We start from the raw sequence: 15,096 nt of genomic DNA on the forward strand, positions 1-15,096 counted from the left end.
TTACCTTCCTTTCCGGCCATGCAGCTCGACTCCGCCTTTATGGGGGCGATTGACGGTTAGCATAATGCATTTGGCGGATAGCAGTAACATGGAGGCAAATATAGAAAATCGAAATAATAAGTTGTATCTCAACTATTCAACTTATTTTCAATTAGATACCAAAATCATTAAAATTATTACTGGGGGGCATTTCTGATCGTGAAAAAGTTGGCGGCTGTGTGGCCAGCTTTCGTCAAGAGGTAGATACCCTTTTACTTTTTTCCGTTGGCTTCGTAGCCCATACTCAGATTCGTGTCGCCGGTTACCCGCAAGTCGAGTCGGGCGTTTTGGCTTGATGGATTTAGCAACAGTGCAGTGGAGCCGGGCAGAAAGCGGAGCGTAGCTCGCTGGCCGGGTGCGAGGGTAGCTTTGCCAAAAATGCCTCCCCCACGCGGACGCTCCTTTATTTCTACCGGCACCTTTCCCGTATTGCGCGCTACCACCCGAAAGGCCCCTGGCTGCCCGCCGCCCAGGGCGAATTGTTTGCCAGGCTCAATCGTCAAGTCAGAATTCAAACCATTCCCGGCCCAGCAAGCCGTGGCTAAGAACAGCACCAGAGCTGCGGCACTAGCCGAGGCAACTTGCCGACTTGGGACCAAGCGGCGCACCCAGTTGGTATTGTGCGTGAGCAGATAATCTAAGGAGTAGCGTCCGCCGCCCACGGCAGTTATAAGCACAAAACACCAGAATAAGAGCTGCTGGTAATTCATACCTACTATGGGCTCTGGCCCTTCAAACCAGATAAAGGCGATGATGAAAAACTGGAACGCTAGCTGAAAAGCCCCCCAACGTGTGAAGAGTCCGAAGGCAACCAGTAAGCCGCCCGCAAACTCGCCCCAACAGGCCAGCCACGCCCAAAGGTAGGGTGATGGATACGTGAAGCCCAGATTTGATACTTGTTGGATAAACCAATCCGGGGGGCCGAGGGTGTTACTGGCTGTGGTGGCACTTAGGGCAGCAAGCTTACCCCAGCCAGCGCCGATGGCAATGGACAAGCCTATGTGCAGGCGCAGGAGCAGCCAAGCAACATCGGCGAGGCGAGATTGTAAAGGGCTAGCGGAAAAGAGAATCTTTTTCATGGTCGTTGATCGGTTAATTGAACGACCCAAAATTGCCCCCCAGCCCACTCCTAAACGCCCCGGATTACGCTTTAGGGCGTCCCAACTTATATATTGAGCCGAGCCGCCACCTCGCTGGGCGTGGCCGACTTCAGTTTTTTGAATACCCGGTTGAAGGTAGACTTGGAATTGAACCCCGACTCCAAGGCCACCGCTAGCAAGGTATAGTGCTGGTAGCGGGGGTCTTGTAATTTGCGCTCGGCCTCGGCGATACGGTGCCCGTTGATATAGTCGTTGAAATTCTGACCGAAGCAGGTATTAATCACACGCGACAGCAGCGAGGTATTGGTGCGGAGCTGATTGGCCAATTCACCTAACGTCAACTCGGGATTTAGATAAGGCCGCGCCGTTTGCATGTGGTGCGTGAGCTTATCGGCCCACCGCGTTAAGTCAGGATCAGCAGCAGACGTTAGGATTTCGGTGGTAAGTTCGGCGGATTCGGGGACCAGGCGCTGGGGGACATTTTCGCTAAAATTGCCCCCCAGGCTTGGCTCGAGTACTTTCGCAACCTGAGTTGGGGCCGCTGCTACGCTCGCAAAGGGCTGTGGTTCTTCATCGTCGCTTGGCTGAAAATGCAGTGCCGGCGCGGGTTGATACGGAGCCAACAGGCCAGCAATGCTCAGGTAATAAATCAGTAGGCCGGTGGCCAAAAACGAGTACCACACCTGAATGTAGGACAGCGGTGTCAGCACTTTATTTGTCAGGCCGAAGAAAAAAGAAACCAGCAAGCCTATCAGCACTGCCACCATCAGATTGCGCAGCCACTGAAAGCTGATGGGGCCCGTGTTAGAATAATTATCGTCGAGGTAACGGCGGTAGCGCTGGTAGTCTCGCAGGGTGAGCCAGCCGTAGGCAAACACCGACAGGTAACCTAGTATTTCTATGGTTCCATCCGCTACTTCGCTCACGTTGGCGAGCGGACCTTTGGTGCCAAAGTGCTCCGTAAGAGGTGCCCCCAGAGCCCAGTGTTTCCACACTATATCGTACCCAAACACAAAAAGCCGCCAGCTTATGTAGAGCAGAACGGGTATGAAGTGTCGCATTTCATGCCAACCAAAGCGAAAATCCTGGTTGGTAAGACTGCGAAAGTAGAAATAGAATGCGGGCCCCAACGCCAGCCAATAGCTGAAGGGGAAGTAAAACATGAAGGTGGAGTGGGCGTCGTGGGCGTCGTACCAACCGGCGAAACCCAGCATCCACTGCGTGAGGGGCAGAGTATTGAGCAGCAACAGCAGCGCCAGCCACGTATCGGAGGCAATGCCGCGCTGCCACCCACGCACCAAAAACAGCACTATAAATACCACTCCCTGCACAAAAAAAGGCAGCAGCAGCGAGCTATAAGGGCTGAATTGGAACAACATGCGCTAAAGCTACACAACCAGCACGTTACGACGCTACACCAGCTCCTTACGCAGGGCGTACACCCGCCGCAGGTTCTGAATCAGTCGAGCGGATTCTTCAAAATTCAAGGTCTGCTGCCCATCGGAAGCAGCTTCTTCGGGTTTCTCGTGGGCTTCGTAGAGGATGCCATCCGCGCCGGCCATTACTGCAGCCAGAGCCATAGGCGCTACGTAATCACGAATACCGATGCCGTGTGAAGGATCAACGACTACGGGTAGGTGGGTTTTCTCCTTAAGGATGGGCACAGCGTTCAAATCCAGGGTGTTGCGCGAAGCCGTTTCGAAGGTCCGAATGCCTCGCTCGCAGAGGATCAACTTTTCATTACCGCCCGAAAATACGTATTCGGCCGAAGAGAGCAACTCTTCAATACTGCCCGAAATACCGCGCTTGATGAGCACAGGCTTGTCTACGCCGCCGAGGGCATCTAGCAAGTTAAAATTCTGGGTGTTACGGGCACCGACTTGAAACACATCCACATAGTCGTGCATCTCCTCTACTTGCGACACCTGCATTACCTCCGTTACTACCTTGATGCCCCGCTCACGGGCCATTTGGTGAAACTGCTTTAGTCCTTCCATGCCCAAGCCACGAAATGAGTAGGGTGAAGAGCGCGGCTTGAAAACGCCCCCCCGCATTAGCCGCACGTTGTTATCGAGCAGGTGCTGCATGATTTTTTCCATCTGCGCTTCGCTCTCAATGCTGCACGGGCCGGCTACTAAGCTCAACGAGCCTTCGCCAATGTAAACACCATCGCCAAGGTCGAGCACAGTGGGCCGCACGCGCCACTTGCGCGACACGAGCTGGTAATCGTCCGATACCTGATGAATATCCCGGATGCCGGGCAGCTGACCGATAGCACGTAAGTCGACCTCCGCCTTGCCGATGCCTACCAAGTAATGGGCGCGCTGGGTCGTCACCTCCGTGACTTTATATTTCAGAGCTTTTATCTGATCGATAATATCCGCTTTGGTATTTGCGGCAATATCTTTTTCGAGTTGGATGAGCATGAAGTGCTTATTAAGCTATTTAATGTGATTTCGCTGGTTTCTTTTCGGCCTTATATACTTCTGTCATCCTGAGCTTGCTAAGGACCTTCTCACTTGAAAACGAGTCGTTCAACTAGCATAATGTCCTTCGCAAGCTCAGGATGACGGACGATTTTTGTTTAGCTCAAAACTGAAGAAACGAAAGCTTTGGCGGCGGCGGGTGCATCGTCGGCGCCTTCCAGGGCCCGGATGAAAGCGGAGCCGATGATGGCGCCTTCCGCGTAAGAGCACGCGCGCTCGAAGCTGGGTTTGTCACCAATACCAAAGCCAATAAGGCGCGGGTTACGCAAGTTCATGGCGGCGATGCGCTCGAAATACGCTTCCTGCACGCCTTCACTCTGCGTGTTTTGCCCCCCAGTAGTGCCGGGGCCCGATACTAGGTAGAGAAACGAATCGGTCAGCTCGTCGATGCGGCGGATGCGGGATTCGCTGGTTTGGGGCGTGATGAGAAACACGGGCCGCAGGTTGTGGCGACGAAAAATTTCTTGGTATTCAGCCACGTAATCATCCAGCGGCAAATCGGGCAGAATGATGCCATCAACACCTGCTTCGGCGGCTTGGCGGCAAAAGTTCTCCACTCCAAACTGCATTACTGGATTCAAATAACCCATGAGCAGTAAGGGCGTGTCGGGTACGGTTTGGCGGATATCCTGAAGCTGCTTGAACAGCACGCGCATATTCATGCCATTGGCCAGCGCGGCAGTGCTGCTTTGCTGAATCACCGGGCCATCGGCCAGCGGATCGGAGAAGGGCATACCGATTTCGATGAGGTCGGCGCCGGCAGCGGCTAGGGTTTGAATCAGCGGCACCGTGGCGTCGAGCGTGGGGTAGCCAGCCGTGAAGTAGATATTGAGCAGCTTGCCTTTCTTGGCGGCAAAGGTTTGTTGAATACGGTTATTCATCGTTTGATTATTGAGTTCATGCAGCAATTGGTTGTTAGCCATGTTAGTGCATTTGCTCAGCGTATTTTAAGTAAGTATCCAAGTCTTTGTCGCCGCGGCCCGATAGGTTTAACACCACAATATCATCCGGTCCCGCTCCTATCTCGGCTAAAGCAGCCAGCGCGTGCGCAGTTTCCAAAGCTGGAATGATGCCCTCCAAACGGCTCAACTCAGCCACCGCCCGAAGCGCTGGCTCGTCTTCGATGGAAATAAACCGTGCCCGACCCGATGAACCCAAAAAGGCGTGCAGCGGCCCAATACCTGGGTAATCAAGTCCCGCTGACAAGGAATAAGGCTCCGTAATCTGGCCGTCTTCATCCTGCATAAGCAAAGTACGCGAGCCGTGAATAATACCTGGTTTTCCCAGCACCGACGTAGCCGCCGAGTGGCCTGACTTGATACCTTTACCAGCTGCTTCCACTGCAATGAGCTTCACTGAAGGCTCATCCAGAAAATGGTAAAAAGCTCCCGCTGCATTAGAGCCGCCGCCCACACAAGCCACCACATAATCAGGCAGTTCACGACCTACTTTCTCCAGCAATTGCTTTCTAATCTCCTCGCTGATAATGGCTTGCAAACGCGCTACCAGATCGGGGTACGGGTGCGGGCCTACCACCGAGCCGATAATATAATGAGTGTCGACGGGGTTAGAAATCCAGTCGCGGATGGCTTCGTTGGTGGCATCTTTCAGGGTTTGGCTGCCGCTGGTAACAGGGCGAACTTCGGCGCCTAGCAGGCGCATGCGCTCCACATTGGGGCGCTGGCGCTCGGTGTCGGTTTTGCCCATGTACACAATGCATTCCATTCCCATCAGGGCACAAACCGTGGCCGTGGCTACTCCGTGTTGGCCGGCGCCGGTTTCGGCGATAATGCGCGTTTTGCCCAGACGCTGAGCCAGCAAAATTTGACCGACAGTGTTATTGACTTTGTGGGCGCCGGTGTGGCACAGGTCTTCGCGCTTCAGAAAGATGCGGGTGCCGTAGCGGGCCGACAAGCGCTTGGCTTCAAACAGCGGCGTGGGCCGGCCTACGAAGTCGCGCAGGAGTTGCTGGTAGTCGCGCTGGAAATCGGGGTCGGCGAGAATGGTGAGGTATTGCTCGCGCAATTCTTCCACGTTGGGGTAGAGCATTTCGGGAATAAATGCCCCCCCGAACTCACCGTAGTAGCCACGGGCATTGGGTTGGAAAGCGGAAGTAGTAGCCATAGCGTAGGTGAAAGTTTTTTATTCTGAGTGAGAATTTTAGAACGTCATGCAGAGGCGGAGCCGAAGCATCTCGCGTGCTGACGTCTGGTTAGTATTCTAATGGCGTGAGCAAGATGCTTCGCTTTGCTCTGCATGACCGCCTTTTATATTAGTATAACTTGGCTCATCCCGAAGCTGCCGGAATATCTGCCCCAGCCGGATTGGGTCCTTTTTACCAGGCGAAACTTCGAACCGACTGTTTAGATCTACGGCAAACAAGCCAGGGAGCTGGAGGTTCCGGAGCGTTTCGGCGTGTGATAGGTCGAGGCCGCCGGCGAGGAAATAAGGAACTGGCAGATTATAATCGCGCAGCAGTTGCCAGTCAAATACGACGCCGTTGCCGCCGGGCTGCTCGCCTTTGGTATCGAACAGAAAGTAGTCGCAGTGCGGCACGTAGGGCAAAAGCGTGTCGAGGTCAAAATTACCCCCCAGCGCAAACGCCTTCATTACCAGCAGGTCCGGTGCGCGTAGCTCCTGACATTGAGCAGCCGTTTCGTCGCCGTGGAGTTGCACCATATACAGCTTAAACTCCTGCACCCGCTGCCGGATAATTTCGGTCGTTTCATTGACGAAAACGCCTACTTTTTTGATGCTGGGGGGCAAATTTTCTAGGCTGGCGGCCCTTAGCTCCTCTCCCACGTAGCGGCTGGATTTTGGGTAGAAGATGAACCCCAGAAAATCTGGTTGCAGCGCGGCCACAGCTGTTAGGCTGTCTGCCTCACGCATTCCGCACACCTTAATATGGAGAGTAGGGTTCATCAGGTACTGGCTGAGGTTTTAGTTACGCTGTAATGGGCTCCGCAGCCTGTAGTTCTTGCACTAGGGCGGCGCAGGCTTTTTCGGGGCGACTGTGGCGCATGAAAGCCTCGCCTAATAAGAATCCACGATAACCGTAGCCGCGCACTTGCTGAATGGCAGCGGCCGTACTCAGCCCGCTCTCAGATACTTTCACGAAGTCGTTGGGGATGCGCTCGGCCAGTTCGGCGGAGGTTTCCAGGCTCATGCTGAAGTCGTGGAGGTTGCGGTTGTTGACGCCTACCAAGTTCACTGCTTCCGCATCGAGGCTGCGGTCTAGCTCTTCGGCATTGTGTACTTCCAACAATACTTCCATGCCTAAGCTACGGGCGAATCGGCCGAGTTGCGCTATTTCGGCGGGTGTGAGTACAGCTGCGATGAGTAGCACGGCATCAGCTCCAATGCTTTTGGCTTCCAGAATCTGGTACTCATCAATCACAAAGTCTTTGCGCAGAATGGGGCAGAAATTGAAGCGGCGAGCCGTTATCAAATCTTCATTTTGCCCCCCAAAAAACTCCTTATCCGTGAGCACCGACAGGGCCGACGCGCCAGCCTGCATATAGCCGATAGTGGTGCGCTCCACGGGCGCGTGCGGGTTTATCCAGCCTTTCGAAGGCGATTTGCGCTTAAACTCAGCAATGATACCGCTCAAATCCTCGCGCAACAGGTAGTGGCGCAACGACAAAGGTTTGGTGCTAAAGTACAAGCTGCGCTCCAACAGCTTCACGGGCACCAAGCTTAGTCGCTCGGCTACCTCGCGGCGCTTATGTTGGATAATCTGATCAAGAATAGTAGCCATGAGCTAAGAACAAGAAGCCGGAGAGTTTGGTCGGCTATGAGAGAAATGAATAATTGATTCGAGCAAGGTGTAGAGACACAATAGTTGGAGTCTTGTCGTTGCTGAAGTTGTTTAGTTGAATGCCTCTCTTCAGATTGTTTGGCAACGCGTCGTTCAACGACGAGACTCCAACTATTGCGTCTCTACACGTTCAGCAGTTTGTGAAAAGCCCCACGCGCCGCGCCACTAGCGAGCGACTCGCGGGCTACTGCCAACGCATCGGACAGGGACAAGCTTGGGTCGGCGCATTGAATGGCTAGGGCAGCATTGGCGGTTACTACATCGCGCTGGGCTGGAGTACCTTCGTTGTCAAGCACCTGGAGGAACAAGGTCGCCGATTCGGCGACAGTTTGCCCCCCAGCTAAGTCGCTGGCGGTGTAAGTAGGCATTCCTAATGTGGCAGCAGTCACTACCTGCTCGCCCCGCGCCGACACCACTTTGGCTGCGCTGGTAAGTGAGAGTTCGTCGTAGCCATCGAGGGCGTGTACTACGGCGTAGCGGGTGCTGGTTTGCTGAAACAAGTAGTTATATAAACGCAGCAATTCCAGGCTGAACACTCCCGCCAGCTGCGCGGCCGGCCGGGCCGGATTGACCAGCGGACCTAGAATATTGAAAAAGGTGCGTACGCCTAGCTCCCGGCGCACTGGCCCAGCGTGGCGCATGGCGGGGTGAAAGGCGGCGGCGTGCAGAAAGCAGATATTCGCCTCATCCAACTGCCGCCGCAAAGTGTCGGACGGTGCCTCAAAATCGTAGCCAAAATGAGCCAGAATATTAGAAGAGCCGCACACAGACGATACGCCGAAGTTACCGTGCTTCGCCACTTTGTACCCGGCACCGGCAGCTACAAAACAAGCTAGAGTGGAGATGTTCAGCGTGTCTTTGCCGTCGCCGCCGGTACCGACGATATCGAGCACTTCGTGGGTGCCTAGCTCCGGGTTGCGGCAAAGGTCAAGCAGAGCATCGCGAAAGCCGCTTAGCTCCGGCACCGTGATGGGCCGCATCCGGTACACGGTCATGAAAGCCGCCGTTTCGGATGCATTTACGCCTCCCTGACCCAAGCGAAACATGGCCTCGCGGGCTTCCTCACGGGTGAGGGTTTGCTGGTCGAAAAGGGTGGTGAGGATGTGTTTCAAAATCGGAGATTATGCTGATTTGTTGAATTTCGTCGAGTGTATTCTTATACCCTACTCCAGCCCGTCATGCAGAGCGCAGCGAAGCATCTCCCGTTCAGTCGTCAGGGTTACTCTTGCAACATCAGCACGCGAGATGCTTCGCTGCGCTCTGCATGACGGGCTGGAGTAAAGCTTTATTCTTATTCGGCTAACCAGTTTTTCAACATCTCATGTCCATGTTCAGTCAGGATAGACTCAGGGTGAAACTGCACGCCGCGCACGTCATACTGACGGTGGCGCAAGGCTAGGACTTGGCCATTGGTATCAGTGGCGGTTATTTCCAATTCAGTCGGCATAGACTCCGGCGTTACGACCCAGGAATGATAGCGGCCGACCTTGAACTTGGGGGGCAAATTTTTGAATAATCGATCCTCGCCGGTGAGTATGTCGGCGTCGGTGGCGATGCCGTGGAGCACGGCGGGCAGGTTATATAATTGCCCCCCGAAGGCTTCGGCAATGCCTTGGTGGCCGAGGCACACGCCCAGCATCCGTTTGGTAGGCGCGTAGCGCTCAATAATAGCGGGCATCAAGCCGGCATCAGCGGGTACACCTGGGCCAGGGGAAAGCATGATGGCGTCGTATTGGTCTACTTCCTCCAGCGTAATTTTATCGTTGCGCACCACGGTGGTTTGGGCGCCGTAGCCTAGCTCGCGCAAGAGCTGCACGAGGTTGTATGTGAAGGAGTCGTAGTTGTCGAGAACGAGGATACTCATGATAAAGGACTGAATGCGATGTACCTGCTCAATTAGAAACGCTTGTGGTTTGCGTAGCGGTCAGCTTCTCCCCTATGGCTTCGGCCATTTTCAAGGCTTTGCGTAGTGCAGCCAACTTGTGATGCACCTCGTTTAGTTCGGAGTTGATGTCGGAGGCAGCAACTACGCCGGCGCCGGCTTGGTAGTGAAGCTGATTACCGGTGCTAAGGAAGGAGCGAATCATGATGGCGTGGTTGAAGTCGCCGTTGAAACCAAGGTAGCCTAGGGCGCCGCCGTAGTAGCCGCGGCCTGTGGGTTCGAGCTTGTCTATCAGCTGCATAGCGCTGTGTTTGGGGGCACCGGAAAGCGTGCCAGCAGGGAAGGTGTCGGCTACCACTTGCAGAGGAGAAGCATCCGGGGCCAGGGTAGCGGTTACTTCGCTCACGAGGTGAATGACGTGGGAGTAATACTGGATTTCGCGGAAAACTTTCACTTTCACTTCGTCGCCGTGGCGGGCGAGGTCGTTCCGGGCCAGGTCGACGAGCATTACGTGCTCGGCGTTTTCCTTGGGGTCGTCGGCTAGCTTTTGGGCGAGGGCGGCGTCTTCGGCATCGTGGCCGGTGCGGCGGAAGGTACCGGCAATGGGAAACAGGCTGGCGGCGCGACCTTTTATGAGCAACTGCGTTTCGGGCGAGGAGCCGAAGATTTTGAAGTTGCCGTAGTCGAAGTAAAACAGGTACGGCGACGGATTCACGGAGCGCAGGGCCCGGTACACGTTGAACTCATCACCCACAAAACCCTGCGAAAAACGACGCGACAACACGATTTGAAACACGTCGCCTTTGCGGCAGTGGTTTTGACCAGCAGCCAGTTTTTCTAAGAACTCCTCATCGGTGAGGTTGGTATCCTCCTCGCCCACTGGCGCAAACCCAAACTCTGGCAAGCTCGGATTGCGTACCAGATTCACCAGTCGCGTCAGGCCGTCGTGGTCGGTGGGCTCATCGGCGGGCGAGTGTTCGAACACATACAGCTCATTGCGGAAGTGATTGATGGCAATAACGTAGCGGTAGGTGCCGTAGATAATGTCCGGAATCTGACCGGCAGATTCTTTGGCGGGATTCAAGGTGAGATCTTCAAAATACTGCACCGCCTCGTAGCCCATGTAGCCAAAAAGCCCCCCAGTGATAAAATCAAACTCGCTTTTCTCAGCCTGGAAACGGTTGGCAAACTCTCGTAGCCGATCGAGAGCGAGGCGAGGCTGCGCCAGCATTTCGGTACTTGTAGTGCCGTCTGGGAAGATCTGAGTCAGCTCGCTGCGGCTTAGCTCAAAGCGGGCTAGTGGGTCGCAAGCCAAATAGCTGAACGCGTTTTGCTGACCGTGATAATCGGAGCTTTCTAGTAGCAGGCAGTTGGCGTACTGGTCGCGCAGCCGCAGGTAAAGGCCCACGGGCGTCACGGTATCGGCTAGCAAGCGCACGTGGCGTGTTTTGAGCGAATAAGTGGATTGCGGCGAGTTATTCATGGAACGTGGGGGGCGTTTTTAGTAAGCGGCAAGGGCTTGATTCAAACCACCGGGAAACGAAAAAGCCCGGCGGGTGGCCGGGCTTTCCTTTATGTTCGATGCGAGGTTCGTTATACAAATGACCTTACCGCACGCACAGGTTTTCCCGTCCGGAGTTTCGGAGAGGCCACCACCATGCTTGCGAAGTCATTGAGAAATTCATTGCCGTATTAGAAGGCGTTTGTGCCGCAAATATAAGGACCCATTCATAACGCGCAAGAATTTTTTGAATTAGTAGAGCCTCAACCAGATACGCTTCGTCGGTTTGCACTGGCTTTTTTGCTCCCCGAGTGCTTTGGCTTATACAACCATTGGTAAGCCGCCGGAAACTCACGTCGCCAAAACCATTCGGCGTGCTTACCATCGGCCACGGCCCGGTAGCTGATTGATGTCGACTTTACTCCTGCTTTGCGCAAAGAATCCCGCAGGGCAGCCATTAGCGGTATCATAGTTTCACCTTCCTGCTCGCCAGCTACTAGGTAAAACTGCATCGGCTGCCGCAAGCGCGCCCGGCGCACATAAGCAAATACGGAGTCCTGAGCGAACCACAGCGCCGGCGAAAACACTCCGATTTTGCTGAATAATTGCGGATACTTTAGCCCCGCGTACAGCGACATCAGCCCACCCATAGACGAGCCGGCAATGCCCGTATTTTGTCGGTCAGGCAAAGTGCGGTACTTGGCATCGATCTGAGGTTTCAGCGTTTGAACTATGAAGTTGAGGTAGGCATCGCCTTGCCCGCCACCGTACTTGGTATTGCGCCAGGGCGAGAGTTCATCGAGACGCGCGTCGCCACCGTGGTCGATGGCTACCACGATGCAGCCCGCATCCTGACCCGCAAGCTGGAGCTGCCGCAGCGTTTCATCGACTCCCCACTCCCCACTAAAACTGGTAAACTCATCAAACACATTTTGGCCGTCGTGCAGGTAAAGCACGGGGTAGCGTTGGGGGCTGCTGGCGTAATCGTTGGGCAAATACACCCACACGCGCCGCTTCCGGTTGAGCTGAGGTATAGCGAAGGAATCGGATAGCACCGTCACGTTGGGAGTGAGCGTATGCTTATTGACCGGTGCGCCGCCGGCCAAATCCTGCCAATTACTGATGTCGTGGTTCACCATTTTGCCCCCCAGGGCCGAGTAGCGACGGTTTTCAATGCCTTTATTCGCGGCATCGGTTTCCACAGTTTCCCAAGTGCCGCGGGTGAACTTGTATTCGAAAGCTTCAGCGCTGGGCGTTAATGTCACCTGGTAGGTGCCGTCAGCGTTTTTGGTGAAAGCGTGCGAAGCGCTTTTAGGGTTCCAATTATTGAAGGAGCCCGCGACGTACAGCACAGCATCGGCGGGTGTGTTGGCGGGGACGCGATTAATACGCAAAATGATCTGGGCGTGGCAAATACCTCTTCCCATCACTAAGCACATCAAAAGGACGCATATGCGCATGATAATCAAATTGTTGAGATCAAGACAAGAACTTGTATAAAAGTAGCTAGGCCAGGAGGTGAAGATAGACCTTGTACTGGGAAGTATTCACAATGCTAGAATAAATAAGGATAATCCTATTACCTTAGCAACGCAAACGATTGCGCAAATCACTACAGCTGACCTATCCGTTTCCTCTATCGTAAGGTCTTAATTCATATTGCCCTTACCGTTGCCTATGCGCTTTTTACTCCTCCTACTTCTTGTCATCTGGAATAATCTGTTGCCGCTCCCGGTAGTAGCCCAAATGGCGATGCGTCAGCCGACGGGCGACGTTTTGGTAGACAAGCAAGGCGTGTTGCGTTGGCAGAAGACGAAGAAGGAAGTAGCCTTATTTGGGGTAAACTACACTACGCCTTTTGCCCACGCGTATCGGGCCCATCAGCGCGTAGGCGCCAACCCCGAACAAGCGATTCGGCAGGACGTGTACCACCTATCGCGGCTAGGTCTGGATGCATTTCGAGTGCACGTGTGGGACGTAGAAATCACGGATACGTTGGGTAATCTGCAGGAGAATGAGCATTTGAAGCTGCTCGATTTTTTGGTAGCTGAGCTAAAGCAGCGCGGCATCAAGATTATTCTGACGCCCATTGCCTACTGGAATAACGGCTATCCGGAACCCGACACCGGCACGGGCTTCTCTAGCATTTACTCGAAACAGCAGGCCTATACCAACCCGCGAGCAATATTGGCCCAGGAACGGTATTTAACCCAGTTTCTTAACCACCGCAATGCATATACCCAGCAGTTCAACCGCGAAGATCCGGACATCATTGCTTACGAGGTCTGCAATGAGCCTAAGTACAGCAAGCCCGAGGCACCCGTTACCGCGTTTGCTAACCGCATGGCGCAGGCTATCCGGGCCACCGGCTGCCGCAAACCGGTTTTTTACAACATCGCTGAAAGCCCCGCAGTTTACGATGCCATCTTGGACGCCAACGTGGATGGGGTCACCTTTCAGTGGTATCCGCAGGGGCTGGTGAGCGGGCACGCTTTGCGGGGCAATTTCCTGCCCTACGTCGATCAGTACCCCATCCCGTTTCGCACAGATAAGCGCTTCACTGCCGAGGCCAAGATGGTATATGAGTTTGAATCGGCTGATATTATCCAGCCGATTATGTACCCGTTTATGGCCAAGAGCTTTCGGGAAGCCGGTTTCCAGTGGGCCACGCAATTCGCCTACGACCCAATGGCTATTGCTTACGCCAACACAGAATATCAAACCCATTATCTCAACCTAGCTTACACCCCGGCCAAAGCACTGAGCCTGCTAATTGCCTCAAAGGTGTTTCACCGCATAAATCGCGGACAATCGTTTCCGCGCTACCCCGCCGACTCGGTGTTTGATGCCTTTCGCGTGAGCTATCGGGAGCAGCTCAGCGAGATGAACACGCCCGAGGAGTTTTACCACACCACTTCCACGACTACCCAACCCAAAAAAGCCGCGAGCTTGCGGCATTTGGCAGGCGTAGGCTCCTCACCAATAGTGCGCTACGGTGGCACCGGTGCCTACTTCCTCGACCGGCTGGCTGCGGGCGTGTGGCGCCTAGAAGTCATGCCTGATGCGGTGCCCATTCAGGACCCGTTTGAGAAAACTTCGCTGAGCAAAACCGTCACGCAGATTTTGTGGAACGAGCAGCCTCTACAAATTGCACTGGCCGAGCTGGGGGGCAATTTTACCTTGCGCGGCCTCAACGAAGGCAACACTACGCAGGCGCTGGCTACCAATGGGCGTACCACCGTGCGGCCGGGCGTGTACTTACTGGCGGCTAAAGGCAAATCGACTAGCGGTTACACTGCTCAAACTGCGTTCAACCAAATCAAGTTGGGTGAATTTGCGGCCCCCGCGCCAACTAAAATTGCCCCCCAGGTGCTGCACACGCCGCCTACGCAGGTGTCGGCCGGAAAGCCGGTGCGCATCTCAGCCCGCCTCACCGGCGCCCAACCTCAAGACAGTATTTTTCTGGTGGCTCAGCATTATTACGGCCGCACGCTCACCCTACCCATGACGACTACCAGCTACGCCACCGTGGAAGCTATCGTGCCTGCCGAGCTGGCCTATTCAGGCTTGCTGCGCTACTGGATTGTGCTGAAAAAAGCCCCCCAGCAATCCATTACCTTCCCTGGCGGCTTCGCCGGTGAGCCCCGCGACTGGGACTACTATCACGCCGAAAACTACTCTGTGCCTATCGTGGCGACGGGGGCGCCGCTGCCGCTGTTCCATGCCCGCCAAGACCATAACCAAGTGGAAGCCCGCGGCATCAGCAGCACTGCCTGGACTGACTACGTCACTACGCCCGCTGGTGAGTTAGTGCTGCGCTTCGTGGTAGGACAGCCTCAGGTCGGCAAAAGCACGCCCACTGCACCGGGTCCTACGGCCGCTCTGCGTATGTTCTTTGGCCATAAGCTGGCTGGCCGCGCTACAGATTTGCTTACCTTCAAGGAAGTAGTAGTGAAAGCCCGTGCCAACCAAGCCGCGACAAGCGTGAAAGTGGTCTTGATGACAAAGGATGCGGTGGCTTTTTCTGCCTCGGTGCAGCTCGGCGCTGATTTGCAGGAGTTGCGCATTCCGCTCACCTCCTTCCGCCCCGATGCTCTGCTGCTTTTGCCCCGCCCTTACCCAGGCTTTCTGCCCCTCACTTATCAGTCTGCCAGCCAGCTTCCTCTGAAGCTATCAGACACAGAAGTCCTACAAGTAGTACTCGACGCTGCCGCCCCCGCTAGTGGGCAGTTGCACGTGGATATCGAATCAGTTTCTCTACAATAAGCCCT

General features: G+C 54.8%; 12 protein-coding genes. 1 reads left to right on the forward strand and 11 read right to left on the reverse strand.

Annotation, left to right across the window (positions count from 1 at the left end):
* Window positions 1–251 precede the first annotated feature (251 nt).
* The 11 genes from ACW9KT_RS11405 to ACW9KT_RS11455 all read right to left on the reverse strand — a co-directional run bounded on the left by ACW9KT_RS11405 (window position 252) and on the right by ACW9KT_RS11455 (window position 12,285).
* On the reverse strand, window positions 252–1,118 hold the full coding sequence (locus tag ACW9KT_RS11405; protein ID WP_457080433.1) for a DoxX family protein: 867 nt from the start codon (window positions 1,116–1,118) through the stop codon (window positions 252–254).
* An 86-nt stretch (window positions 1,119–1,204) separates the two neighbouring features.
* Complete coding sequence (locus ACW9KT_RS11410) at window positions 1,205–2,518, reverse strand: helix-turn-helix domain-containing protein (RefSeq protein ID WP_457080434.1); 1,314 nt, start codon at window positions 2,516–2,518, stop codon at window positions 1,205–1,207.
* A 33-nt stretch (window positions 2,519–2,551) separates the two neighbouring features.
* Complete coding sequence (locus ACW9KT_RS11415) at window positions 2,552–3,565, reverse strand: bifunctional 3-deoxy-7-phosphoheptulonate synthase/chorismate mutase (RefSeq protein ID WP_457080436.1); 1,014 nt, start codon at window positions 3,563–3,565, stop codon at window positions 2,552–2,554.
* Between the two features lie 158 nt (window positions 3,566–3,723).
* Window positions 3,724–4,548, reverse strand: coding sequence for a tryptophan synthase subunit alpha (trpA, locus tag ACW9KT_RS11420; protein WP_457080438.1), 825 nt, complete (start codon window positions 4,546–4,548; stop codon window positions 3,724–3,726).
* A gap of 1 nt (window position 4,549) precedes the next feature.
* Window positions 4,550–5,749, reverse strand: coding sequence for a tryptophan synthase subunit beta (gene trpB / locus ACW9KT_RS11425; protein WP_457080440.1), 1,200 nt, complete (start codon window positions 5,747–5,749; stop codon window positions 4,550–4,552).
* Between the two features lie 96 nt (window positions 5,750–5,845).
* On the reverse strand, window positions 5,846–6,547 hold the full coding sequence (locus ACW9KT_RS11430; protein ID WP_457080442.1) for a phosphoribosylanthranilate isomerase: 702 nt from the start codon (window positions 6,545–6,547) through the stop codon (window positions 5,846–5,848).
* Window positions 6,548–6,569: 22 nt separating this feature from the next.
* Complete coding sequence (trpC, locus tag ACW9KT_RS11435; RefSeq protein WP_457080443.1) at window positions 6,570–7,382, reverse strand: indole-3-glycerol phosphate synthase TrpC; 813 nt, start codon at window positions 7,380–7,382, stop codon at window positions 6,570–6,572.
* Window positions 7,383–7,564: 182 nt separating this feature from the next.
* A complete protein-coding gene (gene trpD / locus ACW9KT_RS11440; protein ID WP_457080445.1) occupies window positions 7,565–8,554 on the reverse strand; it encodes an anthranilate phosphoribosyltransferase in 990 nt (329 codons plus the stop codon).
* A 179-nt stretch (window positions 8,555–8,733) separates the two neighbouring features.
* A complete protein-coding gene (locus tag ACW9KT_RS11445; RefSeq protein WP_457080447.1) occupies window positions 8,734–9,306 on the reverse strand; it encodes an anthranilate synthase component II in 573 nt (190 codons plus the stop codon).
* A gap of 28 nt (window positions 9,307–9,334) precedes the next feature.
* Window positions 9,335–10,807 (reverse strand): anthranilate synthase component I family protein, encoded by a 1,473-nt coding sequence (locus tag ACW9KT_RS11450; protein WP_457080449.1) that lies wholly within the window; start codon window positions 10,805–10,807, stop codon window positions 9,335–9,337.
* A gap of 281 nt (window positions 10,808–11,088) precedes the next feature.
* Window positions 11,089–12,285 carry an alpha/beta hydrolase gene (locus ACW9KT_RS11455; protein ID WP_457080451.1) on the reverse strand — a complete coding sequence of 399 codons (1,197 nt, stop codon included), beginning with the start codon at window positions 12,283–12,285 and terminating at the stop codon, window positions 11,089–11,091.
* A gap of 217 nt (window positions 12,286–12,502) precedes the next feature.
* On the opposite strand from ACW9KT_RS11455, the gene ACW9KT_RS11460 reads away from it, so the two are divergent.
* Window positions 12,503–15,091, forward strand: coding sequence for a cellulase family glycosylhydrolase (locus tag ACW9KT_RS11460; protein ID WP_457080453.1), 2,589 nt, complete (start codon window positions 12,503–12,505; stop codon window positions 15,089–15,091).
* Window positions 15,092–15,096: the final 5 nt, after the last annotated feature.

Source organism: Hymenobacter sp. HD11105, from assembly GCF_054051685.1.